The following is a 26562-nucleotide window of genomic DNA, read 5'->3' as shown; positions in this document are numbered from 1 at the left end:
GAAGATGAAAAACTCTTATTCAACATTGACAGAAGCAATATCAGACTTAAAAAAGTCCGGTTTCACGGAGGATTTGAATCTATGTGAGGAAGGTATAGAAAATAAAAAATTAAAACGCATACATTGCTCTAAGGATTTTAATGTAGTTAAATACTACAGATTTGAAGGGATGAGTAATCCGGCCGATAATATGGTCCTGTATGTTATTGAAACCTCCGACGGTGACAAGGGGCTGTTGATAGATGCCTACGGTGCCTATTCGGGAAATATCCCAAAAGATATAATTGATAAACTTAGAATTGTTAGATGAACCCAACTATTACTTGGCCCGATTTTTCCAAAATTGATATGAGAGTGGGCACTATAATCGAAATAAACGATTTTCCACAGGCTAGAAATCCCGCCTATCAGATACATATAGATTTTGGTGAAAATATAGGGATTCGGAAATCATCTGCCCAAATTACGAAAAGGTATTCCAAGGAGGAACTATTGGGTAAGCAAATCATAGCCGTTGTTAATTTTCCTAAAAAGCAAATTGCAAATTTCATGAGCGAATGTCTTATATTAGGGGCTGTTGATGGTTCCGATGTAATACTGTTGCGCCCGGAGGCAGAAGTTGACAATGGACTTAAAATTTCATAATTTTTGATAACTACCCATCTGGATAATATCCATATAGATTTTAACGAACAATCACTTTGGGTGCTAAACGTGGCATTGGCCTTGGTGATGTTCGGGATAGCTTTGGATATATCCATTGATGATTTTAGGAGTTTGGCCAAAAAACCTAAACCTCTATTTATTGGTGTTTTAAGTCAGTTTGTATTATTGCCCGCGGTAACCTTTATATTGGTTTTGCTGGTGGAGCCTTTGCCCAGTATAGCATTGGGAATGTTTATGGTCGCTGCCTGTCCAGGGGGCAATATTTCCAACTTTATAACGCATTTGGCCGGGGGAAATACGGCATTGTCCGTTAGCTTAACGGCGGTAGCTACTTTATTGGCTGTGCTTATGACCCCATTGAACCTTCAGATGTGGGGTTCGCTTTATGGGCCTACCGCTTCCATCTTACAAGAAGTTGCCATTGCACCTTTTTCTATGGTGAAACTAGTGGCACTGCTTTTGGGCTTGCCTTTAGTTTTGGGTATGTGGATAAATCATATCAGACCAGGATGGGCATCCAAAATTGCCAAGGTCTTAAAGGTGCTTTCCCTAATGTTCTTTGTTATGCTTATTTTTTTGGCATTGTATGACAACAGGGATGTTTTTATGGAGTATGTACTCTACGTTTTTTGGATAGTGGTGATACATAATCTATTGGCGTTTGTTACAGGTTACTCCGTAGCCAAACTTTTTAAGCTTTCACTAGTGGATAAAAGAACAATTGCCATAGAAACCGGGATACAGAATTCAGGACTGGGATTGCTGCTCATTTTTACTTTTTTTGACGGAATGGGCGGAATGGCTCTTTTGGCCGCCTTCTGGGGAATATGGCATTTGATATCTGGATTGAGTTTGGCCACTTTTTGGGGGTATTTTCCAATTGATAAAGAAGAACTTGTTTGAGAAAAATAGGATATCTTGTTATTTGGATTTGGATGCGCACAGCATTGATTTTCTATTTTTCCAAAATAAAAATTGAGGGCTTGCCAAACGTACCTTCGGGAAAACCTATTATGTTTTTGGCAAATCATCAAAATGCTTTGCTCGATGCCCTGTTGATAGCAACCCACTGTAATAGGAAACCTTATTTCTTGACTAGATCGGATGTTTTTAAGACCTCTGTTTTAAAGATTTTCTTCGAATTTTTACAAATGGTTCCCGTCTATAGGATTAGGGACGGAAAGGATTCCCTAAAAGGAAATAATGCCATTTTTGAACGTTGCTCCAATCTACTCCAAAATGGGGAGGTCATACTTGTTTTTCCAGAGGGGAACCACTCTTTAAAGCGTCGGGTCCGACCTTTGAGCAAAGGGTTTACCCGTATTTTGTTTATGGCTTTGGAAAGTAATCCTTCATTGGACATAGGTATTATCCCTATAGGCGTGAACTACGCCAAGGCCGCAAAGTTTCCGGATAAGGCGGCATTGTATTTTGGAAAGGAGATAAAGGTCCAGGAATTTTTTCACAAAGAGGATTTATTGGGATCGGCAAACCGACTTAAGGAGGAAGTGTATCAACGCCTAAAAAAACTCACCACCCATATAGAAGTGGAGGAAGGGTACAGTGGTGTATTGAGGAAATTAAATAAAGCCAATGTGGATTATTTAAGTCCGGCAACAGTTAACCTTCTTTTGGAAGAAGATACTGCACTTGCTTCCAAGACCAATGTACGGCCTAGGGTTTCGGCTATTAAATACTTATATAAGTATAGTTTTGTAGTACTGAATCTTCCTGTGGTCTTATTGTGGACTTACTTGATTAAGCCCAAAGTAAGCGAACCGGAATTTATGAGTACCAGCCGATTCATGTTTGCCTTAATATTTTATCCTTTCTTCTATTTGATAATGTTCTTGGGCATGCTTGCCGTCCTAAATGTGTCGGTTGCCTTAATTATCTGCTTGGTCCACTTAACTCTAAGCATCGTCCTGGTTAAATTGTTTTGAGAAGGTCGCGTTAGAGTAAAAAAAAACGGCCCCTGCTTGGAGGGACCGCTATATTTTAATAGTTAATAAAAGGATTAAATATCGTCAAAGCTTACATCAGTAAAGCTGTCTGTAGAACTGATAGATCCATTTTCTTCAGAATCTTCCTTCTTAAAATCTTTTTGGTGACGTTCGGAAATAACCTCTGTACCTTTTTCATCGATAATGTAATCCATCATCTCATCCAAATTCTCCTTAAAGGCGGTAAAGTCTTCTTTGTACAAATAAATCTTGTGCTTTTTGTAATGAAAAGAACCATCATCATGGGTGAACTTTTTGCTTTCGGTAACAGTTAAATAGTAATCTCCTGCTTTTGTGCTTCTAACATCGAAAAAATAAGTTCTTCTTCCTGCTCTTAAAACTTTTGAATAAATTTCTTCTTGGTCCATTAAATCTTTATCGCTCATTTCGTGTAGTGTATAGTTAATTTTTGATAGGTATATATCTGTCAAAAGTGAAAAAAAAAACCTAATCTAACAACATTTTTCTATTTTTCTTTCTCAGAAAGTTGGTGCATATACAGCTCTTTGTAGTATCCTTCAATAGAATTTAATTCATCATGGGTACCCTCCTGCATTAATTTTCCGCCCTCTAAAACTAAAATTTTGTCTGCGTTTTTAGCCGAAGAAACCCTATGGCTCACAATAAGAGTAGTCTTATTTTTAGACTCTTTTTTTAACTGATTTAGAATTTCTTCTTCTGTTTCGGTGTCAACTGCTGAAAGGCAATCATCAAAAAGGTAGATCTGAGGGTCTTTAAGTAAGGCACGGGCAATGGAAACACGTTGTTTCTGACCTCCACTCAAAGTAATGCCCCGTTCTCCCAAGATGGTCTCATATTGTTTGGTAAAGCCCATGATATTCTCATGTACCACCGCTTTCTTGGCCACGGCAATAATTTCCTCATCAGTTGATTTTTCTTTGCCAAACTTAATATTGTTCTTTATGGTATCGGAGAACAGAAAAGCATCCTGGGGAACTGCTCCTATGGATTGTCGCAAGCTCTGCAGATTTAATTCCTTGATAGGAACATCATCTATTAGAATTTCTCCTGAGTCAATATCATACAAACGGGCAATTAGATCCAATATGGTCGATTTTCCAGACCCCGTTTTTCCAAGAATGGCTACGGTCTCGCCCTTATTTATGGTAAAAGAGATATTGTTCAAGGCAGTAATGTTGGTATCTTCGTAAGTGAAGGTTACATTCTTAAACTCGATCTTTCCTTTTATGGGAGTTTCCTTATTTACAGTACTTATAATATTGGGTTCTTCCTGCAAAAACTGATTTATCCTTTTTTGTGAAGCTTCTGCCCGTTGTACTATAGACGTAACCCAACCCACTACCGCTACTGGCCATGTAAGCATGTTGACATATAGAATAAACTCCGCAATTATACCAATAGATGCTATTTCTCCATCAATATATTGTTTGCCACCAATGTAGATGACGAAAATATTACTGATTCCGATCAAAAGGATCATCAGTGGAAAAAACCAAGCATTTACCTTGGCCAGATCCATACTTTTATTTTTTCCGTCCAGGGCCAAATTTTTCAATTCAGTATTTACCTTGGGTTCCAGGGCGTAGGCTTTAATAACCGAAATTCCTGAAAAGGATTCTTGGGTAAATGTGGATAGGGAAGAAAGGAACTCCTGCACGATTGTGCTTCGTTTATGAATTATTTTGCTGATCTGGTAGATTAAAACCGAAAGGATAGGTAATGGAAGCAATGCGTAGAGTGCCAATACAGGTGCTTTTATAAACATAAGCGGAACCAGACAAACAAAAAGTGTTAGCGTTTGAATACCGTACATAATGGCAGGGCCACCATACAACCTTACCTGATTCACATCCTCGCTGATCCTGTTCATTAAATCCCCTGTCCTATTTTTTTTGTAAAAATTGAGACTTAATAGCTGATAATGGTCAAAGACTTCGTTCTTTAAGTCATACTCAATATACCTGGAAACATTGATAATGGTCTGCCTCATTAGAAATGTAAAAAAGCCCGACAATAATGCGGCTCCCACTATGATAAGAATGTATTCCAATAACATTTCCTTGGCTTCGCCCTTCAGAATGTCGTTACCTATAAAACCTTCTACCACTTCAATGGACTTTTTCACGTAAGAAGGCATAACCAATTGAAAAATTCGGGCTATCATGGTAATTATAATACCAACAAGGAGCTTAAATCGGTACTTCTTAAAATATTTATTTAGATGTTTAAGTTCTTTCATCCGATATGAAACAGGAATTGAAGGATTAAGGTTTACAATTCGGCAAAGATAGTTTTTTGGATCTAAACCAAATGTTATAAAACACATAAGATAATACCGAAAAAGGTAGTTCGGATTAAAAAATATAATCCTATTTTTGTACCCGAAAGTTTTATTTATTTTACTAAAGTTCTTTAAAAATGCTTACAAGAAGGCACATTAGGGTTAAAGTTATGCAATGTATTTATGCATTGACGCAATCAAAGGATGATTCCCTTGAAAAACAAGAGAAATTTTTGAAAGTAAGCATAGAGAACATGTACACTCTTTACCTGTTAATGCTGAGTCTTTTCATTGAATTACATGAAAGGGCGGAGAATCAGTTAAACCTTTCCTCAAAAAAATATCTCAAAAACACTGAGGATTCCTATCCCAACAAGGAGAAATTCCTTGGAAATAAACTTTTGCTTCAAATTGCCGGGAACAAGTCTTTAAAGGATGAATTGTCCAAAAGAAAATTGAACAATTGGTATTTGAACGAAGAGTATATCAGGATAATTTACAATGAGGTTATGGGAAGTGATATATATGCCAAATATATGTCCAATACAGACAGTTCCTATGAGGAGGACAAAAAACTAATCGTTGATTTGTTCCGGGAGATAATTGCGCCCAACGAAAAGATATACGATTATTTTGAAGATGACAAATTAACATGGGTAGATGATATCCCCATTGTAAATACCTACCTCCTAAAGCAGTTTAAAAAAGTAAAGGAAAGTAGTGTTCCTTCTTATTTTTTACCGCCACTTCTTAAGGATGATGACGATATGGTATATGCCAATAGGCTTTTGACGAAAACACTTTTGAACAATGCCAAATTGGAACAGGAGATAGAAGGTAAAACTCCTAATTGGGACAAGGATAGGATTGCGGATATTGATGCCATACTATTGAAAATGGCAATTTGTGAACTTCTCAATTTTCCATCGATACCGGAAAGAGTAACCATAAACGAGTTCTTGGAAATTGCCAAGGAATATTCCACCCCCAAAAGCAGCATATTCATCAACGGAATTCTGGATAAGTTGGTAAGGGAATACAAGGAGGATGGCAAACTAAAAAAAGTAGGTAGAGGTTTGTTATAAACAAATATTCCTTAATTTTGCGCAAACAAAAATTAATAGCGGTGAAATGAGCCATAGAAATTCTTGAAATTTCCTAACCAAGAAGATTTATTGCGAATTGCATCTGACCTATTAATCAATAATTAAAATTTAACAGATGAAAAGAATTTTCTTGACTTTAAGTATTATTTCTGTTCTTGTCCTTTCTTCCTGTAAGGAAAAGGCCTCCAGTAAAATTGAAGCTTCCAATGTAGAAGTAGCTGCCGAAAGGGATGCAGCCGCCAAAAGTCTTCCGGTTATGGAATTCGATAAAGTAGAGCACGATTTTGGATCTATAGATCAAAATGCGCCCCAGGAAACTATTTTTACATTTACAAATACCGGCGATGCTCCTTTGATCATTACCGACGCAAAAAGTAGCTGTGGTTGTACCATTCCTGAGTATCCAAAAAATACACCTATAGCTCCAGGTGAAAAAGGTGAGATGTTGGTGAAATTTAACGGTTCTGGACAAAATCAGGTAACCAAGACTATAACCGTTACCGCCAATACCAGTAAAGGAACCGAAACACTTAGAATAAAAGCATTTGTAACTCCAAAAGGAGCAGGTCCTGTAGGTCCTGTTAAATAAGTACACATAAAATTATGTTAGAACAATATCCATATCTTCCACTCATACTGATGTTTGTAGTGGTGTATTTTTTTATGATCGCACCACAAAGAAAGCGTCAAAAACAAGAGAAGAAATTTACCGAAGAATTAAAAAAGGGAGATAAAGTTGTTACCAAGAGTGGTATGCACGGTAAAATAGTCGATTTGAACGACAATGATTTTTCCTGTGTTATTGAAACTATGGCCGGTAAGATAAAATTTGATCGTACCGCCATATCCATGGAGATGAGCAAGAAGGTAAACGAGCCTGAAAAGAAATAATTTTTTTCTCGTACTATAATAAAAGCACCAACCCAAAGTTGGTGCTTTTTTGTTGTAATATTTTGTACATTAAGGACTTATTTAAACTTTGATTCCATGATTCACAATAGAAGAAAATTCATTAAGCAGGGTTCCCTTATGGCTGTAGGGACAGCTTCGGCATTTTTATTTCCAATGGACTTATTGGCTTCCATACGAAGGAAGACAAGTCCAAACGACAGAATAGGGGTAGGACTTATTGGTTGCAATGGCATGGGTTTTAGCGATTTGACTTCCATGCTTAAAATGAGCGAAATTCAGGTGGTGGCTTTGTGCGATGTAGATAATAGTGTATTAAAAAAGAGAACGGCCGATTTGGAAAAGGCCGGAATAAAGAAGCCTAAATTATATAAGGATTATCGAAAATTATTGGAAGATAAGGATGTAGATGTTGTAATCATTGGTACTCCGGATCATTGGCATTGTCTGCAGCTTTCCGATGCCGTTAAAGCGGGAAAGGATGTGTATTGTGAAAAACCTTTGGCCAATTCCATTGAGGAATGCAACCTTATGCTGAATTCTGTTCGGGCAAGCGATCGAATGGTGCAAATAGGGCAGTGGCAAAGGAGTCAGCCTCATTTTGTAGATGCCATAGATTTTGTCCATTCGGGAAAATTGGGAGAAATTCGTTTGGCAAAAGCTTGGGCCTATCAGGGTTGGATGGGGTCTATCCCAGTTTTGTCGGATACTGCCGCTCCTGCCGGAGTGGATTATGACATGTGGTTGGGACCGGCACCCAAGAGACCGTTTAATGCCAACAGGTTCCATTTTAATTTTAGATGGTACTGGGATTATGCCGGCGGGTTAATGACAGATTGGGGGGTGCATCTTATGGATTATGCCCTGTATGGAATGAAAGCCAACACCCCAAAATCGGTGATGGCACTAGGGGGAAAGTTTGCCTATCCCGATGATGCTTCAGAAACACCGGATACCTTGCAGACCGTTTATGAGTATGATGGTTTTTCAATTTTGTGGGAGCATGCTACAGGCATAGACAATGGCAATTACGGACGCAATCACGGTATTTCGTTTATCGGCAACAATGGAACCCTGGTTTTGGACCGCAAAGGTTGGGAGGTGATATCTGAAAAGGATAAGATGCAAAGTATACCATTACAAAAAAACCAAGGTAGCGGTTTGGATAAGCATACCGTGAATTTTATTGAAGCGGTGAAATCCAGGGACGGTTCCAAATTAAAGGCTCCTTTACAAGTGGGGTATGATGCCGCTTTGGTATGCCATATGGGAAATATAGCTTTTAAAACGGGTAATAGAATATATTGGGACAATTATTCCGGACAATTCTCAGAAGATAAAGCCAACGATTTAATTCCGGCCCATTATCATAATGGTTGGGAATTGCCTAAGGGGTAATAGTTTTATTGAAGAAATGTGAAGAAATGTGAAGAAATGTATGTCAAAAACTCAATTTTCCAGTGGTAGTAAAAAGTATGTCGAGTTCTGCCGCGCTTCAAGGTTTGTGTTGCTTCTCATTCTTCTTTTACTTTTTATGTCCATGGAACGGCAAAATCCAACAATTAAAAAAGAGAAAGCGTTTGTAGCTTATACCAAGGATTCCGTTATGCTGGAAGTGGATTTGATTTTCAATTCAGAAGCCGAACCTATTAAATATTACAGTAATGTGGTTACACCGGTGTGTGAGGAAGGTGTATGTTATAATTTGGTTGCGGAGGTATATTGGGATTTGTTGGGAAACTTCATGGATTATAAGGAGACAGCTTTAGATCCTTTAACCAAATTTGATCATATTAAGTTTACCAAGGAGGATCATGATAAAATGAAGGAAATTTTAAGGGATAAAACCTCCTTACTGGCCAATTACAAGGCCGAGGATTTGGTAGATCACAGTATTGAAATTAAATCTGAGGTTATAGATGGCGTAGCTGGAGCAACGTATAAATCCCTTAGTGGGGCAGTGGTAAGGGGTGCAGTTTACAGCTCACATACCTTGTGGCATATCGTCAATGGAGAGGTGGCTGATAAAATTACTGCCCATACAGAATCTTTGATGAATGAAAAATTAAAGATCTGGATGTTGAATTCCGACAATTATCACCTTCAATTTTATGCCTTGAACAAGATTGACACAGGAAATGAACAGTATACACCAAATCTTATCAGGTTAATTTCTGAAGGTAATTCATATGTGCCATTTTTTGCTATTGAAAAAATACCTGAATGGGCTTGGTCCTCTACACTATATCAACCCAAAATAATAATCTTGTTAAAAGAGGTTGAATTTCGAATGCAAAACGAAATACTGAACAAGCTTAACGACAGGGAGTTAGAGAAAAATTCAATAACTGTTTTGACCTCTTCTATGGAGTCTCTAAATAAGTCTCAATTAAAGAAGGCTTTTAATATTCTTAATAATAACAGGAACAGATTATCAGTTGAATCCATTGGAGAAATAGAATCACTGTCGGAATCCGGGAACAAGGAAATTTCCGAAGCGGCTGAACAATTTCTTACTTCCTTAGAAAAGGAGGGTGGGCTTGTTTCCAAAAAAATGAAAGAACAGAGAAAAAAATTAATATCAAATTAAAATACTTAAAGCAATGACAAAAAGGAGAGGATTTATGAAAACCATTGGATTGGGATCAGGTGCTTTTATGATGGCTCCAATAACGGTCTTTGGTAAGGATGCCTTAGACGGGGCGCAATTATTCGGGCAGGCCACTACTGATTCCAATAAAGCACAGGCCCTTGTGGATACCGAAGTCTATAAGAAAAAATTTTATGAGACCGATGTCCTTATTGCCGGGGCCGGAATGGCGGGAATATGCGCGGCATTGGCAGCAGCACGTAATGGTAGTAAGGTAATACTTATTCAGGACAGATCAAGGTTGGGTGGAAACGCCAGTAGTGAAATAAGAATGCATATTTCTGGAGCAAGCCAGTTGAATCAAATATGGAGGGAAACCGGAATATTGGAAGAATTGGTTTTGACGGAGGCCGTACAAAACCCACAGCGTTCCTATGAGATGTGGGATTTTATTTTATATGATAAACTAATATCCGAAGAAAATATCACTTTATTGCTGGACACGGCCTTATATGACGCAGAGGTAGTTGATGGAAAGATCAATCAGATAATGGCCCTTTGTTCGCCAACTGAGGAAATTTCTGTGATCAAGGCCAAGTTCTTTGCGGATTGTACAGGCGATGCGACCTTAGCAGCACAAGTAGGCGCAAATTATATGCGTGGAAGGGAAGCAAAATCCAAATGGGGAGAATCTCTCGCCGTAGATGTTGAAGATCAAAAAACAATGGGGAACAGCTTATTGTTTACCGCAAAAAAATATGAAAAGAGTATGCCCTATACCCCTCCCAAATGGGCAAGGAAATATACAACCAAGGATTTTTTGCACCGCAATATTTCAACCTATGAATATGGTTATTGGTGGTTGGAATTAGGAGGGGAAATTGACATTGTTCGCGATGGACAACAAAATAGAAAGGATCTTTTGGCTGTGCTATTTGGGGTCTGGGATTATATTAAAAACTCCGGGAACCATCCGGATTCGGAAAATTGGGCCTTGGACTCTATAGGAATGATACCAGGGAAAAGGGAGAGCAGACGTGTGGAAGGCGATTACATAATGAAACAGGAAGACGTACAGGCGGCAACCTTGTTTGAAGATAGGGTAGCCTATGGTGGTTGGCCATTGGACGATCACCCTCCTGGGGGAATGGATACCACTGGAGAAGTGCCTTATGTCTCTATACCATTAAAAGGACCATATTCCATTCCTTTCAGATCACTATATAGTAAAAATATTCCCAATCTGTTGATGGCCGGTCGAAATATAAGTGTTTCCCATGTGGCTCTTTCATCTACCAGGGTAATGGCAACCTGCAGTACTTTGGGACAGGCCATTGGCACCGCCATGGATTATTGCAATAAAAATGGGATACTTCCAACTGAGTTAGGGAATAGTACTGAACATATAATAAAACTACAACAAATTTTACTGAAGCAGGACCAGGCATTACTTGGAGTAAAGAACGAAGATGTAGCTGATTTGGCCAGAACGGCCAAGATAACGGCCTCTTCAGAAACAGCAGATGGTAAGGCGATAAAGATAATTGACGGTTATAACAGGGAAGTTGGGGATGGCATTACCCATAAATGGTGTGCCAGTATGGAAAATGGGGAGCAATGGATCATGTTGAGTTGGAAAAAACCGATCAAGATCAATAAAATCCAGTTCATATTCGATACTGGCTTAGATCGCTTTTTACGACTTTCTGCCCAGGACTGGGTAAATGACAACCAAATTAGAGGTCAACAACCGGAAACGGTGGCCGATTATGTCATAGAAGTCCAGGGGAAAAATATTGACAAAACACTTCTTAGTAATGAAAATAATTATTTGAGACTGGTAGAACATAGCTTTGAATCTGTTGAAATAAAGCAATTGAAAATTAGGGTAACAAAGACCAATGGTGATCCATTGGCCAAAATATTTGAAGTGCGTTGTTATAACGAATAAAGAATTATTCCCAATACAGGGGTGTCGATATTCCTAAATGGTTCCGGGAATCTTACAGCTTTCAAATTCCTTTAGGAAAAACGTTGCTATTGTTGATGCAAATAGTATATGTTTGTTGTGATTTGATTTTCAGGACGCTTCCTTTTTAGTTATGGTATTATTTGGCAATACTTTGGAAGGTTTGAAAAAAAGTTGGGTGGGGGTAATTGGTTAGAAATAAAATTAAAACTGTAATTATAACATTATTGAAATGATATCATTCTTATTATCTATTGGAGCCTTAGTACTGGGCTATTTCACTTATGGAAAATTGATGGAACGGATATTTGGGGTGGACAAGGATAGGGAAACCCCAGCGGTTAGACTTCGGGACGACGTTGATTTTATGACATTGCCCACTTGGAAGGTCTTTTTGATCCAGTTTTTGAATATAGCAGGCTTGGGACCCATCTTTGGTGCCATTGCCGGGGCTATGTTTGGGCCTGCCGCTTTTTTGTGGATCGTTTTGGGAAGCATATTTGCAGGTGCGGTGCACGATTATTTTTCCGGAATGTTGTCCATTCGGCATGATGGGCTTAGTATCAGTGAAGTGGTCGGAATATATCTGGGGCCTACTGCCAAACAGTTTATGCGCTTTTTTTCGGTAGTCCTTTTAATATTTGTGGGGACCGTTTTTTTGGTAGGTCCGGCAAAAATAATCGATGGAATGACCGGGAACATCTGGAGCGTATGGATTTGGGTGGCCATTATTTTGGTTTATTACGTTCTCTCCACATTACTGCCAATAGATAAATTAATAAGCAAACTTTACCCCATTTTTGGAGTAGCCATGTTACTTATGGCCATAGGCTTGGTAATTGCACTTTTTTTTGGGGACTATAATATTCCCGAACTGGTTCCCGCGAATTTAATAAATATGACCAGCGATCCAGAGGCAACCCCCTTGTTTCCAATACTGTTTATAACCATTGCCTGTGGTGCCATTTCTGGATTCCACGCCACCCAGTCCCCGCTCATGGCACGTTGCATGAAAAATGAAACAGATGGGAGAAAGATCTTTTACGGCACAATGGTCACGGAGGGAATAGTGGCTTTAATATGGGCTGCTGCTGCAATGACATTTTTTGGAAATGTGGAGGGTTTAAATGGCGCCATGATTGCCAATAATAACAACGCCGCTTGGGCGGCCAATGAAATATCCCTTAATATGCTGGGCCAAATTGGGGGTGTATTGGCCTTATTGGGAATTGTTGCTGCGCCAATTACATCGGGCGATACCGCATTTAGGTCTGCACGCCTAATACTGTCCGATATATTTAAGTCCAACCAAAAGAAAATAGTCAACAGGCTGTTTATTAGTCTACCGCTATTCGTAATCGCATTTGTACTTACCCAAATAGATTTTGGAATAATATGGAGATATTTTGCTTGGAGCAACCAAACCTTGGCCATGATAGTACTTTGGACCATAACGGCCTATTTAATTTATGAAAACAAGGCTTATTGGGTAACCCTTCTACCGGCAATTTTTATGACCATGGTATGTAGTACATACATATTGATAGCCCCGGAAGGATTTCAATTGCCCAACGAAATTTCTTATGTAGGAGGTACTTTAATAACCCTTACCATAACTATTGCTTTTTGGGTATATACCTCCCAAAAGAAAAAAGTCTTTGTTGGGGTTTGAGGCACAAAATATTCCTTTCCTCGTAAAAGATGGTCAATACCCAATTTTTATAAATAACTCAACCACCATTTATCCCTATTATTGATCTTGTAGATCATATACTTCTTGCTCAAAGGGTATAGGGCTAGAACTATCCCGATCCAAACCATATAGGTGACCCAGAGGGGATATCCGTAAGTTGCGAGCTTTTCATTCATAAATACATCTGCGGTCAATATCATATCCTTCCAATTCCCACCAGATATTATAATCCCTATGATTGCTGCAATATGGATTACCAATACATGTAAAAAATAATAGAAAAAGGGAACCCGTCCATAAACCAAAAAGAAATTGGTAAGCGAATTTTTTACATTTTCAATAGTATAAAGGAACAGTAGGGCAGGACCAATGGTAATTAGTACAAAAGCAAGTGAAGGGGGATATTTGGTTACGTTAAGAAAAGAAATGATTGTTTTGGTATTGGTGTCCTGTATTGCCCAGGGGACCAAATCCCCATAGACATTCACGCCCCTGATTACAAAGAATAGGGACACGGCGGCTAAACCCATGCGCAACAACCATGTTCTTCTTAGTTTAGCATCAAAGTCTTTTAAATATAGCTGTCCCAAGCAATAACCTAAGGCCATCAGCCCTATCCAGGGAAGTACAGGGTAGTGGAACAAGATCATTTTATTAGGTCCGATTACCATGGCGTGGTTCTGGTGCAAAAGGTACCAGATTATAGCTTCAAGACTATTGCCCTGCATAACTATTCCATCAAGAAGATTGTGTCCGACAATTATAATAATGCCGATGGCAAGTATTATCCTATTAGGTAAATAAATCAGAAATGACAAACAAACCATACTAAAGCCAATAGCCCAAATCACCTGAAGAATAGGAAAACTAAAGGTCAGGTCAAAGGTCCATATAAGGTTGTTGACCACAACTTCCATAAAAATCAACCAAATCCCCCTTGTAAGCAAAAATTTTGAGAGTTGTGGTCGGGTTGTGTTACTTCCATATAAGTAGGCGGATGTTCCGGCAAGAAAAACAAAAACAGGGGCACAGTAGTGGGTTATAAAGCGCGTAAAAAATAGGATTGGGGTAGTGGTTTCTACATCTGTGGGGTCTATAAAAAAAGAACCGTAGTTAAAATAATCCCTGACATGGTCCAAGGCCATAATAACCATGACCAAACCTCTTAAGATATCTATAGATTCTATTCGGGTGGTTTTTAGTTGCATTGATCACTATTTGATTTTATTTCTTTGTTGTAGCTAAATCCATGTTTAAAATAAATGCAGAGGTGGTCACCAAATAATGAAGTTTTTATGACACGCACCACTTTAATAGTTTTTAGATATTGAATAGGCGTCCCTATGATTTAAAAATTACATTCTGATCAGCATCGAACCATATTTTGTATAAAGGTTGGAATACTCTTTCCAAGCTACTTCTCTTAATCTTTAAAGTTGGAGTCGTAAATCCATTGGCTACGTTCCATTCCTCTGGCATTACCACCACTTTTGCTATTTTCTCATGTTTTTGTAAACTTGGGTTGATTTCCATAATGGATCCGTATAAGCTATTACCAAGATCTTCTTTGTTTTTGGATCTTCCCAAGGAAGATACTGTTACCAGTGCAATTGGTTGGGGAATGCCGGTGCCCACCACGCAGATCTGTTCGATATCTGTATTTTTTGAAATTTGGAGTTCTATAGGGGCAGGGGAAATGTATTTTCCTTTATCGGTCTTAAACTGATCCTTTACTCGGCCAGTAATGGTTAAATAACCCTCATGGTCGTATTCTCCAATATCCCCAGTTTTAAAATATCCCTCTTCATCAAAAACTGCCGCTGTTATTTCCGGTGCTTTGTAATACCCTTTAAAAAGACAGTTATTTAGGATTAAAATTTCACCCTCTTCAGAGAATTTAATTTTTACTCCTTCCAGTGATTTACCTACAGTACCTATTTTGCTTTGACCGGATAAGTTGGTATGCGAAATACAACAATCCTCTGTCATACCATAGGCTTGTTGAATAGTGATGCCAATAGTAATATACCATTTAACCAAACTACTGGAAATGGGTGCAGCCGCCGAGGCAATAAATGATGCATTGGACAATCCCAATTTGGTCTGGATTTTTTTCTTTATTGATTTGTTTATGAATGGGATGGATAATAGTAAGGACAATTTCCTTTGCGGAAGACTTTCCAAAATTTTTTCTTGAAATTTGGTCCAAATTCTAGGTACGCCAAAGAAAATATCCGGTTGTAATTTTTCTAAGTTTTCAGCGAATGTTTCCAAGGAATAAGGAAAGGTTATCTGGCCGCCATAAAAAAGTATTCCATTACAAAAGGCACGTTCCGCAACATGAGCCAACGGCAAATAAGAAAAAAATTTGGGATTTTTTGGGAGGTTTATAACTTGGGTAAATGTACTTGAACTTTTGGTGAAATTCCCTGAAGTATGCATTACTCCTTTGGGTTGTCCCGTGGTGCCGGAAGTGTAAATTATAGTTCTCAAATCCTCGCTTTTCGGCATGGAAAAGTCAGTCAATTCCTCTTCTTGTTCCATTATATCTTCCCACTTAATAGTGGAATTTCCCCCAAAGGCTTCAACGCTGATCAATGGGATATTGGGAATGCCTTCTTTTTGGGAGGCAAAATCATCCAGTTTGCCTATTATGATGGCTTTGGATTCACTATGTATTAGAATTTGATTTATCCCTTCGGATGTCAAAGTTGGGTATATGGGAATGGAAATAAACCCTGCCATAGATATGGCTAAATCCGCCATAATCCAATGGGGGCAATTTTTGGATAACAAGGCAATATGACTTTTTTTTGGCAAGCCTAACTGTGTTAAATAAGAGGCAAGTTTTCGGATTTGGCTGCCCGCGGCGTCATATGACAATCTCTGCTGGGTATTTTCAAAATTTTGGATTAAGAACGGATTGTTCGGTGTTTCTTTTTCCCAATAAAGAAAAGCTTCTATTGAAGAATTGAAATTATTCATGATTTCATTTTTTTGGATCAATAGGTTTTTTGGTCAACATCCTTAATAAATTTTATCAAACCATTGAAATAGGTTTTTTGATCATCATATTGCGATAAATGGCTGCCATTTGGACACAACAAAAATCGACCCTTGGGCAACTCTTGGGACATCCATTCCATATATTTCGGATCCATGGTATCATGGGTAGCACCTATAACCAAAGTAGGCACAGTTATGGTCTTCAATCTTTTGGAAACATCCCAACCTTTTAAGGAGGCATTTCCTGTGACCCCAAATTCACTATAACCTTGCATAAACACATATATATTGGGGTTGAGGTGGCCCATGGCCCTATTTATAGATTCCGGCCATTTATCCAAGGGCATTCTTAAAAAGTGTTCGGTATAGTAATGCTCTGTTACCAATTCTGAATATTTTGGATTTTCAAAATCATTATTGGCCTCCATTACCTTTATTTTCTTATAAACTTCAGGAGGCAGTTGAGGACCAAGGACTTCAGCTGCATATTTCTCATATTCGGGGATGCTGGCCATCATATTGGAAATAATGAGTCCCTTTAAATTATCCTGATATTTTAAGGCGTACTCCATTGCCAGAATGCCTCCCCATGACTGCCCCAGTAAATAAAAGTTGTCCTTACTTAGGTTTAAGGCTTTTCGGACCTGTTCCACTTCCTCCACAAAATGTTCCGTTGTCCAAAGGGTTGAATCGTTGGGCTGCTCGCTGTAATAGGAGTCCAGTTGATCATAATATATATATTCTATTTCTTCCATGGGCAAATAACCATCAAAGCATTCAAAGAACTCATGGGTACCACCGGGGCCACCATGAAGCAATAACACTTTCATCTTTGGATTGTTGCCAACCCTTTTAGTCCATACCTTAAAAGTGCCTTCGGGGGTGGTAATCGGTATCATTTTTATGCCACCGGTAAATTGATCATCCCTTTTGGAGTAATCCAGGTAGGTAGAGGTGCTATCCGAGGATATTTTTGATTTTTGATTTTGCAGACAGGAATTCAAAAAAAGTAAAACGACTGCGGTGAATAGAAAACAAGCTTTCATGGCTTCAATACTATTTAAAGGCAATCGCTGCACTGGTTGGACCAGTTAAAGGCATTAATGAGGTTGATTTAAACCCGGCCTCCTCTGCTATTTTGTTAAAATCCGAAAAGGAGAAATCATAACCTTCAGCAGTTTCAATAAGCATGTTCAAGGACATTAAAAGACCAAAAGCATTCTTGCTTCTATCGTTATCGATAATATTTTCGATAACCACTAAAGCACCTCCTTTGGGTAGGGCATCATAGGCTTTTTTAACAAGCATTTTTTTGTCCTTGGTTCCCCAATCGTGTAAAATATTACCCATAGTAATTATATCCGATTTTGGGAAATCATCATTAAAAAAATCTCCAGATATAATGTCTACCATGTCACTTAATTGCATATTATGCATATTTTCTTTTGCAATTGGTTCTACCTGGGGCAGATCTAAACTGCTACATTGCATATGTTCGTTATTAAGGGTTACATGGGCAGCCAAAAATCCTCCCGCCCCACCAATGTCGCACAGGGTTTGGTATTTCGAAAAATCAAATACTTTGGCAAATTCCATAAAATTTCCCATTTGTACGCCGGCCATAGCTCCAACAAATTCCCTCAGTTTCTTAGGGTCCCCATAAACCGCTTCAAAAATGGGTTTCCCACCATTTTTGGTTTCATTTTGTGGCAACCCCGTTTTTAGGCCATCCTCCAAATCGTTCCAAAAAGGGTACAAACGGTTATTGCACATTTCCAAAATTCCACCTATGTAGCTGGGTTTGTTCTTGTCCAGAAAGAGATCTGCATCGTCAGCGTTGCTGTAAAGGGCATTCTCTTTTATTCCTTTTCTTTTTAAAAAGCCCATGGAGACCAAGGCGTCCAAAAAGTCATAGAGACTGCGGGAATGCAAACCCAGTTTGGATTGAATATCCTTTCCGGACAAATCCCGTTTTGCCAAAACCGTAAAAAGTTCCATGTTCACTGCTGTGAGCAAGGTTTTGGTTCCGAAAAAACCTGTGCCTACCTGCATGATTTTTGAGGGATCTACTTTAATCTGAGCTGCTGCTTCCATAATTGATCGTTTTTAGAAATTTGTTAACTGTGCAATGTTTTTTTTTCAATTTAAAAATATCAAGTTAAAGGCAATAAGGTGTATTATCCAAGTTGTTAGAATTAAAAGGTATGGCCGGTAATTCTTTTTATTTCCTTTATCGTAAAAAATCAGCCCAATAAGAATCAAGTAGATTATTCCGTATTGTATATTTTGGGTCACAGTCTCCGACCACTCGAAAATATGTGGCCCAATTCGTCCCATAGTGGGCCCGAGAAAAACGGTGGCCGTACCAATAATATAGCGCATATGTCTGGAAACATTTTTCCTATGGTAAATTGCCAAAGAATAAAATAGAATCAAAAGTACACTATCTGCCAAAGGGAAGAATAAAAACTGTGGTACATCAGAATTTATGATCCGTATCATTTGGGGTACAAAGGATAAAATCAAAATTGGGAAAACTGTGTAGGAAAGTTTACCAATTTTTCTATGCAATTTGTTATTTCTGTATAATATGAGCAGGGGTTGAACAATAAGTAGTAGGATCCAAATGGATGCAATAATGGCATGAAGGTGAATGAAGGTAGTTATATTTTCTTCAAAGAAGGGAAATTGAATGAAATAGGTTTTGTAAAAACCCAAAAAGGTCAATGGTATCAGCATCAATAAAAAGTATCCCAGATTTTTGTATGCTTTTTCCATGTGAATAAGTGTTATTATACTGGATGAACCGTATTCTTTAAAAGATCATAATCGCCTTTAAAAACATCGCGTATTCTTTGGGGTGTAGCCATTTCTGTCGTTGTGACCCCACATTTTTTTAATATCATCCTTATATCCTGAGCCTTCTTGTCTTTCCAAAAAGCTGCTTTTGTATAACCAATGGCACAAACTTGATCTTCTTGTTCAAAAACCTGACTGTGATACACCCATTTGTCATCCCATCCTTCCAAAATCAAGGTTATCTTGAAGGTAGACCACATTTTTAGAGGCCTTTTATAGATTATTTTTTGGGACCCCAAAACGGCATACATTCCTTTCTTTACCGTATTTTTAAATAATTTGGATCTGAACATTTTTTCAAATCGAATAAAGTCCATGTAATAGGCGTATTTGGCATTGGACATATATCTAAAAGTATCACAGTCAAAAATACTTACCCTTCGTTCTCTTGTGTGATTTGATGTCAGATCAACTTTTTTCCAAAATAATCTGGAGCAAATAAAAATGTTCAACAAATTTAACCAGTAATAGAGCATTTTTTGTGTGTTGGTATTGTAATACTTTTAAGAGAGTTAGTGGTTAATTTCAGGTCTTTGGTAAATATGTCTACTATTATAAGCTACTGAAGTCGACAATTTTCAATATTTTAAGTAGACCATCGGGAGTATAATTTTGATTCTTCGTTAAAGCGAAAGCTGCAGGGAAAGAATTATGGGTTCCAATACAGTGTGGCGATCTTTAATTGATTTGTTCTTGGGGTCGTTGATAATAGCGCCAAGTTTTTCCATATCCGCATCCTCAAAAACCAGAACTACGGAGTTTGGATCATTTGTATCTTGAAAGGTCCTAAAACTGGATACTACAGCGGCAAAAAGCTTTACACGGTCTTCATGCCCTTTTAGCCAAGTTTCTATGTTTCCTACCTTGTGACGGGTTACAATTGTTTGTTTCATTTTAGTGTTATTTATTTTTTAACATTTTACTGTTTGATGTGGATTGCCCCTATTTATGCACTTCCAATTCTATTTCTATTAAAAATTCAGGTAATGCCAATTCCTTCACGCCTAGCCATGAACCAGTTGGGAATTGCTTTTTATAAATCTCATTTCTATAAGCGGCAACTTCCAAAAATTTTGGCATATCGGTGGTGAAGACATTTTCTACTACTACATCATCGAAGGTGCATCCATAGTGTGATAAGACCTTTTCCAAATCAGAATAACAATTTTTCATTTGCTGATCCATATCCCCAATTCCGGTAGGGTTGCCTTCATCGTCCATGCTGACTGCACCGGAAACCTTTATTTCGTTTCCGATTTTTACGGCATGTGAATAGCCATAAGCCTTCTCTACTTCAGGGCGCAATAGAAAATATTCAGGAATTTCCTTTTCAACCAAAATTGCAGGTTGATCCATAGCTTCATCTGCGGTTTTTTCCTTACAGTTTAGGCTTATTGCTATTAGGAAAAATAGTAAAATGCCTATGATAGGTTTTCTTTTTTTGTTCATTGTGGTATCAGCTTTGGCGGTTTTTTTATTTTAGCATGGGCATGGAATAGCCGAGCTGTTCATATACAACTAGGTTGTCATAAAAGGCATCTTCCCGGGCTCCTTTACCTTCGGTGTCGAACATCCAGACACTAAAACCATGGGTTTCAATTTTTTTGTCGGTAGGAGCATTTCCCATAAATTCTCCGGTATTGGTACCTGTGCAGGTCCAATAGAGATAAGCTTTGTTGCCTACCATAACTGTTTTATCCAATGTTACGGTGAAATCGGGGAAAGCACTGTGGTATATATCCATAAAGTCTCCGTAATCGGATTGTTTTTTAGCCATGATGTTTCCGTTATCTGTTCGGATTATGTCGGTAGCCAAATGGGCATACATTAATTCCTTATCATTGGAATTCCATGCTTTGATAACATTATCTATAGTAGCCTGAATAGCTTTTTCATCGGCAGACATACTATTTTTCATCTCTATTTCCTGAAGGGCAAGCATTATAGCGGAGGGGTCCCACATTCCTACTTCCCGCACAATTTTGCCATCCAGGAAACGATATGTGAGGTGAATGGGAATTTTCACAACCTGACCATTTCCAGCCAAGGTCCCCTGCCAATCCAACCAGCAGTTTACCCATGTTTCCCCATCATTGGTAAGCACCATTTCATATTCTTGGTCCTTATCCAGAAAACTTCTCTGGGAGTAGGCCATGTCCCTTTCTTTGTGGTAGGCAATTACCTCTGCTGGAGACAATGGGTTCTCCTTGGCGTTGTAATAAGTTTTTGAAGTATCGGCATAGATGCTCGTATCGTAGGTTTTGTTATTGTAATTCCCAATTAATTGCTTAACAGTATTAATTTGTGGGGAATCCTGGGTGTAACGTTCCGGTCCTTTCTCCTGACAGGCCGTATTGAAAGCTATTGCAAGCCCAATTATGATCAGTTTTTTCATGATATTATAGGATTAATGGACCGGACAAGTGCCTTGTTGAATATCCGATCAGGTTTTTCTACTATTTTTTCGCTAATTCCGGATTTTCTTGATAAATCTCGTCGGAATGGGTAACTACATATTTATTCCACGACTTAAAAAAGGCATTGCGGTCTTCTTCCTTGGGCCAAGCCTTGTCGATCAAATCATTCTGCATATTAGCAGCGGCATCTATGTCGTTCCAGGAAGCGTATTCACTAATGATAACCAGATCCCGTAAGTCTCCACCGGATATATGATGTAGTACCCTTTCACTGATGACCTTATCGTTCTTGAAGGATATTTTTTCGGAAAAATCTTTTAAAAGGGCATTGAGTTCGGCCCGTGTCCCATTTTCAGGTATACTTAGTTTCCAGGTGGTAACTGTAAAATAGTTTCCCTCTTGCGCTAATCCTGAGGTAGGAATAAATAGGGCGAGGATCATTAGGGCTCCGATAATTGTTTTTGTAATTTTCATATGGTTGAATTTAATGGTTATTAATTTCATTTTACATTTTAAAAACAGGTAGGTGGGTTGTAGATAAGGTTTGGTTTATTTTCTTTACGAAATTGCTAATTCAAATTGAAAATCTTCAAACTACTTGATACCCTGTGGTTTACTTAGAAACCTTTAGCCTACCTGTTTATGAATTCAATTTGAAGGGGTATAGGCTAAATTGGGGTGCATTTGTCCGGTTTCTGTTTCGTATTTAAGCACGTAACCAAACATTTCGTCAAAAAGTTTTTTCCCCTCTTCACCCAATAAGGCTTCGTTTTCCTTGGATTTTTTGGCATAGTCCTCGGCGTCTACCGCAGAAATTACAGCGAGATAATAATCTCCCAAATTACCAAATCCGTTGTGGTATATGCGATAATACTCCTTGGATCCTTTGGAAGTATACAGGGCTTTTAATTCTTTCAGTTTTCCTTTGAGGTTTTGGATGTTGCTAGGGGTAACGTGTAAGAAATGCCATTTTCTATAGTTCTGACCCTCGGTGGTTGTGCTTATTCCTTCGGGCATATAAGTAAGTTCCTTGTTTAGATAGATTATATAATCCCCATGTTTGTCATAACATTCATTATACCGCTTAAAAAGATTCCTAAAGGCTTCCTCGCCCATTTTTTCCGCTAAGGGAGCCATAACGTTCTTGTCCAGTTCCGCCATATTCTCTATAGGAGAAATGTTAAAGTATCGTCCCGTATCGGTAGAGGCAACCTGCCAGCTCATTTCCTGAAGATTATGTTTTTTACAGGCTTCCTTAAAATCCTTGGAAACTTCATTATATTTCTGGATCATTGAAGGTTTTACCTGGTCCTCATGAACATAATAGGCCTGGTTTTTTTCTCCTTGTGCCATTGTAATGAAGGGTAGAAGCATTGCCGCCACTACAATAAAAAGGGATTTTCTAAGTGTTCTCATGATGTTTGTTGTTTTTTGGTTATACAGTTAATTATAGGGAGTAACATTTGTTTTTTGAATTATTTAAGCATTGGGGCTTCCAAGGAATAACCTAGTTGTTGCAGAAATTCCAGCTCATTGTAAAAAATATCCTCTTGGTAGATTTGGCCCTCATCGTTAAAATAGAGATGTGAAAATCCGTTTATTTTGACTTTCTTGCCTGTTGCATTTACATCTGCAAATTGGCCCGTATGGGTACCCTTGAAGACCCAGTTGACGTAGCCTTGATTTTCGCACACAGAACTATTGCTTGATGATATGTTGTAGTCTGGAAATCCCGTAGTGTATAGATTTATCCTTGCTTTTAATTCCGTTTTATTGGTAACCACTGGAATGCCGTTCATATTTCTTATATAATTATCTGTTATTAGGCTATCAATATCCTCTTCATCCCGAGTGTTTATAAAGGTTCCGATAATTGATTCAATGTTTTTTTTTTGGGTAATCGGGTTTCCGTTATTCTCTGTCAAAATTTCATTAATACCGGGCTGTTGGTTGTTTTTACATGAAATGCAGCCTATAACCATAAATATTAAAAGTATTATTGAGGATTTCATGAACATGTGATAACACTATATCTTGAAACAATTACTCAGTTTTTTAGCGGGTAACCAATTCATATAGGACGGAGGGCCCTATTTATTGTCCGAATAGGTGGTTTTAATTACCCTATGTTTTATGCGAATAATATTCGTATATTTATTGCCCCCCTTCTTTTTAAAGTATATCATAGTTTAAAAAATGGGTAAATACCTCTACATAACGATTTTTACCAGTGTTTTCTGTACGTCATTAATATTTGGACAGTTAATAGATTTTAATCGTTCCCGGCCTTATGAAAAGGTATTTGTAGATACCGATAATTTTGGCCCTTCCTATCTGCAACATTTGGAAGATTTCTATGAAAACGCCCCATCCGATACCCTGCAATTCGAAATCCTTAATGATCTTGCCTATTATTGGCATACACGAAATCTGAAAAAGGCCCTAAATTTTGCCCTGGAGGGTTTAAAGTGTACCGCTGCCAAGGAAAATATACTTTGGAATGGCCGATTTCAAATTACCCAAGGAGCCATTTTATTGCGTATGGAAAAATTGGACAGGGCCGAAGAAGTTTTGGAAGAGGCCAAAACAAAGGTGCTGACCAAAGACCTCCCTTTTTTAAATACGCAATTGGGTTATGTTTATGAGCGTCGGGGTCAGCTGGACAAGGCTGCCGATTATGCCATGGAAGCATTGAGAATGGGGGAGGAGCTAGGCGATAGAAGGGCAGTGGCCTTGGCTTATAGCGACTTGAGCAATATTTTTTGGAAACAGGGCAAGTATGAAAAGGGATTAAAATATGGTATTAAATCCATTGTTATTTTTGAAGAACGCGGAATAATTGATTTGGATTATGATTTCACCCTTTATGTGGTAGCCAATAATTACCTTAAATTAAATAGGCATGAGGAGGCCCTTAAATATTATGAGCATGCATTGGCCATAGGTGAGCGATACGGATTTTATAATAATTTAAGCGATGTTTATATCTCTTTGGTGGATTTATATGCCTATCTAAATAGCTATAAAAAGGCTCAAAAAGCTGGACTTAATGCTGTTAAATATGCCGAGTTGTTGGATAATGGTTTTATGCTGATGAGGTCATGGCTTTCCATAGGAAAGCTGCAGAATCTTCAGGGAAAATACAAAGATGCCATAGTTAGCCTTCAAAAATGTATCGAAGTGGCAACGGCCGATTTTGGAGATGGATATTTTTTGAGTCAAGCATATGAAGCTTTGGGAAAGGCATACGCGGGAGACCATAACTATATGGAGGCTTACAAAGCATTCTCCAAATATGACGGACTAAAAGGGGAAATTTTTACGGCCGAATCCGATCATAGAATTGCCTTGTTGCAAACGGAATTTGACGTCGCGCAAAAGGAAGATACCATACTTCTGCAACAGGGAACCATAAAAAAACAGCAGAGTAACCAGAACTTAACTTGGGTTATTACCGGATTCTTATTGTTTCTTTTGATCTTGGGCTTTATAGCCATTAGAAATAACCGTAGAAAAAATATACGGCTACAACATCAGAACCAAGAAAAGGAATTTTTAATAAAGGAGATACATCACAGGGTCAAAAACAACCTGGAGGTCGTCTCTAGCTTGCTTTCCCTGCAATCTGCCCATATAGATGACAAAAAAATAAAGAACAACATGCACCAGATCCAAAATAGGATTCAGAGTATGAGTATGATACATCAAAACTTATATCAGGGCAAGGATTTGGCGACTATAGAGATGAAGAATTATTTTAAGAATTTAGGAAATTATGTGCTTCACTCCTATGGCGCGGAGCAAAGGGTTGAAATGGTTTATGACATGCTGGAGATAGAACTGAATGTAGATATAGCAACACCTATTGGATTAATAGTCAATGAACTGATAACCAATTCTTTAAAATATGCTTTTCCCAACATTCATAAAGGGACTATTACGATAAGTCTTGTTAAGAAGCCCGCCCATTTGGAACTTAAGGTTACAGACAATGGAATAGGCATCAATAATGGAAATCAAAATAAGGGAACAGGATTTGGTACACAGTTGATAACCTTGTTAACCAAGCAGTTAGATGGTAAAATGCTGCTTCGGCAAAAGAAGGGTACATCAGTTTCCTTTGAATTTCAAAACAACAAAGCAGCCTAATTATGGAACAAAAGACCCGCATTTTAATTGTTGAGGATGATATGATAATCGCTGCCAATATTTCTGTGCAACTCTCTAATTTGGGATATGAGGTAATGGGCATTGAAACAAGAGGAGAAGAGGCCATTTTACATGCAATGGCCAATACTCCCGATATTATTTTGTTGGATATCAACCTAAGGGGAGCCATCAATGGTATTGAAGTAGCTATTGCAATCCTGAAATCGAAAAGGATTCCCATAATATATCTCACGGCCAATAGCGATGAAGCTACTTTTGCCAAGGCTAAAACCACGCATCCCCATGCCTTTATTTCTAAACCGTTTAATAAACTTGACTTGCAACGAACCATTGCACTTGTAGTTGAGCATTTGAAGGAGGAGCATATGGATGTTGGTCACAGTTCCGAAAACTTGGAAGTTTTGGAAGACCGGATATTTGTAAGACATAATGGGAGAATGATAAAATTGCTTTTGGATGAGATACTCTATATTGAAGCGGACAGAAATTACAGCAATATTGTAACCTCAACAGGGAATTACTTAATAAGTACCACACTTAAGGTTGTGGAAAATGAAATTAAAAGCCCAATCTTTATTAGGGTGCATCGGTCCTACATGGTCAATATTTCCAAATTGGACGTGGTTGCCGATAACCATATGGAAATTAATAGAAAAGTAATCCCCCTGAGCAAATCATTCAAAGAACATCTTTTAAAACACCTACATACAATTTGAGGCCTTGAACACAAGCCTTAGATAATTTACCCGCTAGTTACGGACAATTTTAGCCATCATTCATCCTACCCCAATACATATTCCAAGATTTAATACCTAATATAATCCTGCAAATGGTTTATGGGAACCATACTTCTGAATTTAAATGGGACTTTGATGTTATTCAAGAATTCATAGTCTTAAAGAATTACATTA

At 38.2% G+C, this 26562-nt stretch carries 26 protein-coding genes; 13 read left to right on the top strand and 13 right to left on the bottom strand.

Annotation, left to right across the window (positions count from 1 at the left end; translation table 11 throughout):
- Positions 1–4: 4 nt before the first annotated feature.
- From MWU84_RS09405 to MWU84_RS09390, 4 genes are read left to right on the top strand one after another with little or no spacing between them, the layout of a single operon-like run.
- Positions 5–310 (top strand): phosphoribosylpyrophosphate synthetase, encoded by a 306-nt coding sequence (locus tag MWU84_RS09405; protein WP_246900967.1) that lies wholly within the window; start codon positions 5–7, stop codon positions 308–310.
- Complete coding sequence (locus tag MWU84_RS09400) at positions 307–645, top strand: tRNA-binding protein (protein ID WP_246900964.1); 339 nt, start codon at positions 307–309, stop codon at positions 643–645. Before MWU84_RS09405 ends, MWU84_RS09400 begins: the two co-directional genes overlap by 4 nt.
- Before the next feature lie 3 nt (positions 646–648).
- On the top strand, positions 649–1569 hold the full coding sequence (locus MWU84_RS09395) for a bile acid:sodium symporter family protein (protein ID WP_246900957.1): 921 nt from the start codon (positions 649–651) through the stop codon (positions 1567–1569).
- Positions 1566–2609 carry a lysophospholipid acyltransferase family protein gene (locus MWU84_RS09390; protein ID WP_246900952.1) on the top strand — a complete coding sequence of 348 codons (1044 nt, stop codon included), beginning with the start codon at positions 1566–1568 and terminating at the stop codon, positions 2607–2609. Before MWU84_RS09395 ends, MWU84_RS09390 begins: the two co-directional genes overlap by 4 nt.
- Positions 2610–2683: 74 nt before the next feature.
- Here the strand turns inward: MWU84_RS09390 and MWU84_RS09385 are convergent, their stop codons facing one another.
- Together MWU84_RS09385 and MWU84_RS09380 are read right to left on the bottom strand one after the other, a co-directional pair.
- Complete coding sequence (locus MWU84_RS09385; RefSeq protein WP_110357698.1) at positions 2684–3055, bottom strand: PUR family DNA/RNA-binding protein; 372 nt, start codon at positions 3053–3055, stop codon at positions 2684–2686.
- 80 nt (positions 3056–3135) lie between these two features.
- Positions 3136–4890 carry an ABC transporter ATP-binding protein gene (locus MWU84_RS09380; RefSeq protein ID WP_246900949.1) on the bottom strand — a complete coding sequence of 585 codons (1755 nt, stop codon included), beginning with the start codon at positions 4888–4890 and terminating at the stop codon, positions 3136–3138.
- 179 nt (positions 4891–5069) lie between these two features.
- Between MWU84_RS09380 and nusB the strand changes: the two genes are divergently transcribed.
- From nusB to MWU84_RS09345, 7 genes are all read left to right on the top strand, one after another.
- A complete protein-coding gene (gene nusB / locus MWU84_RS09375) occupies positions 5070–6017 on the top strand; it encodes a transcription antitermination factor NusB (protein WP_246900945.1) in 948 nt (315 codons plus the stop codon).
- Between the two features lie 136 nt (positions 6018–6153).
- Positions 6154–6627, top strand: a complete 474-nt coding sequence (locus tag MWU84_RS09370; protein WP_246900942.1) for a DUF1573 domain-containing protein — start codon at positions 6154–6156, stop codon at positions 6625–6627.
- Positions 6628–6641: 14 nt separating this feature from the next.
- The gene (gene yajC / locus MWU84_RS09365) at positions 6642–6929 is read left to right on the top strand and encodes a preprotein translocase subunit YajC (protein ID WP_246900939.1); all 288 of its coding nucleotides are present in this window, start codon (positions 6642–6644) and stop codon (positions 6927–6929) included.
- 96 nt (positions 6930–7025) lie between these two features.
- Positions 7026–8345 (top strand): Gfo/Idh/MocA family oxidoreductase, encoded by a 1320-nt coding sequence (locus tag MWU84_RS09360; RefSeq protein ID WP_246900937.1) that lies wholly within the window; start codon positions 7026–7028, stop codon positions 8343–8345.
- A 142-nt stretch (positions 8346–8487) separates the two neighbouring features.
- On the top strand, positions 8488–9537 hold the full coding sequence (locus tag MWU84_RS09355) for a hypothetical protein (RefSeq protein ID WP_246900935.1): 1050 nt from the start codon (positions 8488–8490) through the stop codon (positions 9535–9537).
- A gap of 13 nt (positions 9538–9550) precedes the next feature.
- Positions 9551–11488 carry an FAD-dependent oxidoreductase gene (locus tag MWU84_RS09350; protein ID WP_246900934.1) on the top strand — a complete coding sequence of 646 codons (1938 nt, stop codon included), beginning with the start codon at positions 9551–9553 and terminating at the stop codon, positions 11486–11488.
- Positions 11489–11738: 250 nt separating this feature from the next.
- The gene (locus MWU84_RS09345; RefSeq protein WP_246900933.1) at positions 11739–13178 is read left to right on the top strand and encodes a carbon starvation protein A; all 1440 of its coding nucleotides are present in this window, start codon (positions 11739–11741) and stop codon (positions 13176–13178) included.
- A 47-nt stretch (positions 13179–13225) separates the two neighbouring features.
- Here MWU84_RS09345 and MWU84_RS09340 read toward each other — a convergent pair whose 3' ends face one another.
- The 11 genes from MWU84_RS09340 to MWU84_RS09290 form a co-directional block, all read right to left on the bottom strand.
- Positions 13226–14407, bottom strand: coding sequence for a heparan-alpha-glucosaminide N-acetyltransferase domain-containing protein (locus MWU84_RS09340; protein WP_246900932.1), 1182 nt, complete (start codon positions 14405–14407; stop codon positions 13226–13228).
- A 133-nt stretch (positions 14408–14540) separates the two neighbouring features.
- Positions 14541–16184, bottom strand: a complete 1644-nt coding sequence (locus tag MWU84_RS09335) for an AMP-binding protein (RefSeq protein WP_246900931.1) — start codon at positions 16182–16184, stop codon at positions 14541–14543.
- Positions 16185–16201: 17 nt separating this feature from the next.
- Positions 16202–17251 (bottom strand): proline iminopeptidase-family hydrolase, encoded by a 1050-nt coding sequence (locus MWU84_RS09330; protein WP_246900930.1) that lies wholly within the window; start codon positions 17249–17251, stop codon positions 16202–16204.
- 10 nt (positions 17252–17261) lie between these two features.
- Entirely contained in the window at positions 17262–18299 is a 1038-nt protein-coding gene (locus MWU84_RS09325; protein WP_246900927.1) for an acetylserotonin O-methyltransferase, read from the bottom strand.
- A 698-nt stretch (positions 18300–18997) separates the two neighbouring features.
- A complete protein-coding gene (locus tag MWU84_RS09320; protein WP_281502536.1) occupies positions 18998–19540 on the bottom strand; it encodes an acyl-CoA thioesterase in 543 nt (180 codons plus the stop codon).
- Positions 19541–19687: 147 nt separating this feature from the next.
- Positions 19688–19957, bottom strand: a complete 270-nt coding sequence (locus MWU84_RS09315; protein ID WP_246900924.1) for a hypothetical protein — start codon at positions 19955–19957, stop codon at positions 19688–19690.
- A 49-nt stretch (positions 19958–20006) separates the two neighbouring features.
- Complete coding sequence (locus MWU84_RS09310) at positions 20007–20420, bottom strand: RidA family protein (protein WP_246901169.1); 414 nt, start codon at positions 20418–20420, stop codon at positions 20007–20009.
- A 118-nt stretch (positions 20421–20538) separates the two neighbouring features.
- Complete coding sequence (locus MWU84_RS09305) at positions 20539–21459, bottom strand: ester cyclase (protein ID WP_246900923.1); 921 nt, start codon at positions 21457–21459, stop codon at positions 20539–20541.
- Positions 21460–21520: 61 nt separating this feature from the next.
- Positions 21521–21955 carry a hypothetical protein gene (locus MWU84_RS09300; protein WP_246900921.1) on the bottom strand — a complete coding sequence of 145 codons (435 nt, stop codon included), beginning with the start codon at positions 21953–21955 and terminating at the stop codon, positions 21521–21523.
- A gap of 174 nt (positions 21956–22129) precedes the next feature.
- A complete protein-coding gene (locus tag MWU84_RS09295) occupies positions 22130–22897 on the bottom strand; it encodes a hypothetical protein (protein WP_246900919.1) in 768 nt (255 codons plus the stop codon).
- Between the two features lie 59 nt (positions 22898–22956).
- Positions 22957–23493: an ester cyclase gene (locus MWU84_RS09290; protein ID WP_246900917.1), complete on the bottom strand. Its 537-nt coding sequence runs from the start codon at positions 23491–23493 to the stop codon at positions 22957–22959.
- 184 nt (positions 23494–23677) lie between these two features.
- Here MWU84_RS09290 and MWU84_RS09285 point away from each other — a divergent pair, with 184 nt between their 5' ends.
- Both MWU84_RS09285 and MWU84_RS09280 read left to right on the top strand, forming a co-directional pair.
- The gene (locus MWU84_RS09285) at positions 23678–25630 is read left to right on the top strand and encodes a histidine kinase dimerization/phosphoacceptor domain -containing protein (RefSeq protein ID WP_246900913.1); all 1953 of its coding nucleotides are present in this window, start codon (positions 23678–23680) and stop codon (positions 25628–25630) included.
- Between the two features lie 2 nt (positions 25631–25632).
- Positions 25633–26367, top strand: a complete 735-nt coding sequence (locus tag MWU84_RS09280; protein ID WP_246900910.1) for a response regulator — start codon at positions 25633–25635, stop codon at positions 26365–26367.
- Positions 26368–26562 lie beyond the last annotated feature (195 nt).

It is taken from the genome of Arenibacter sp. F20364, assembly GCF_023015905.1.
Lineage (GTDB): Bacteria > Bacteroidota > Bacteroidia > Flavobacteriales > Flavobacteriaceae > Arenibacter.
This window is presented reverse-complemented; position numbering and strand designations above follow the sequence as displayed.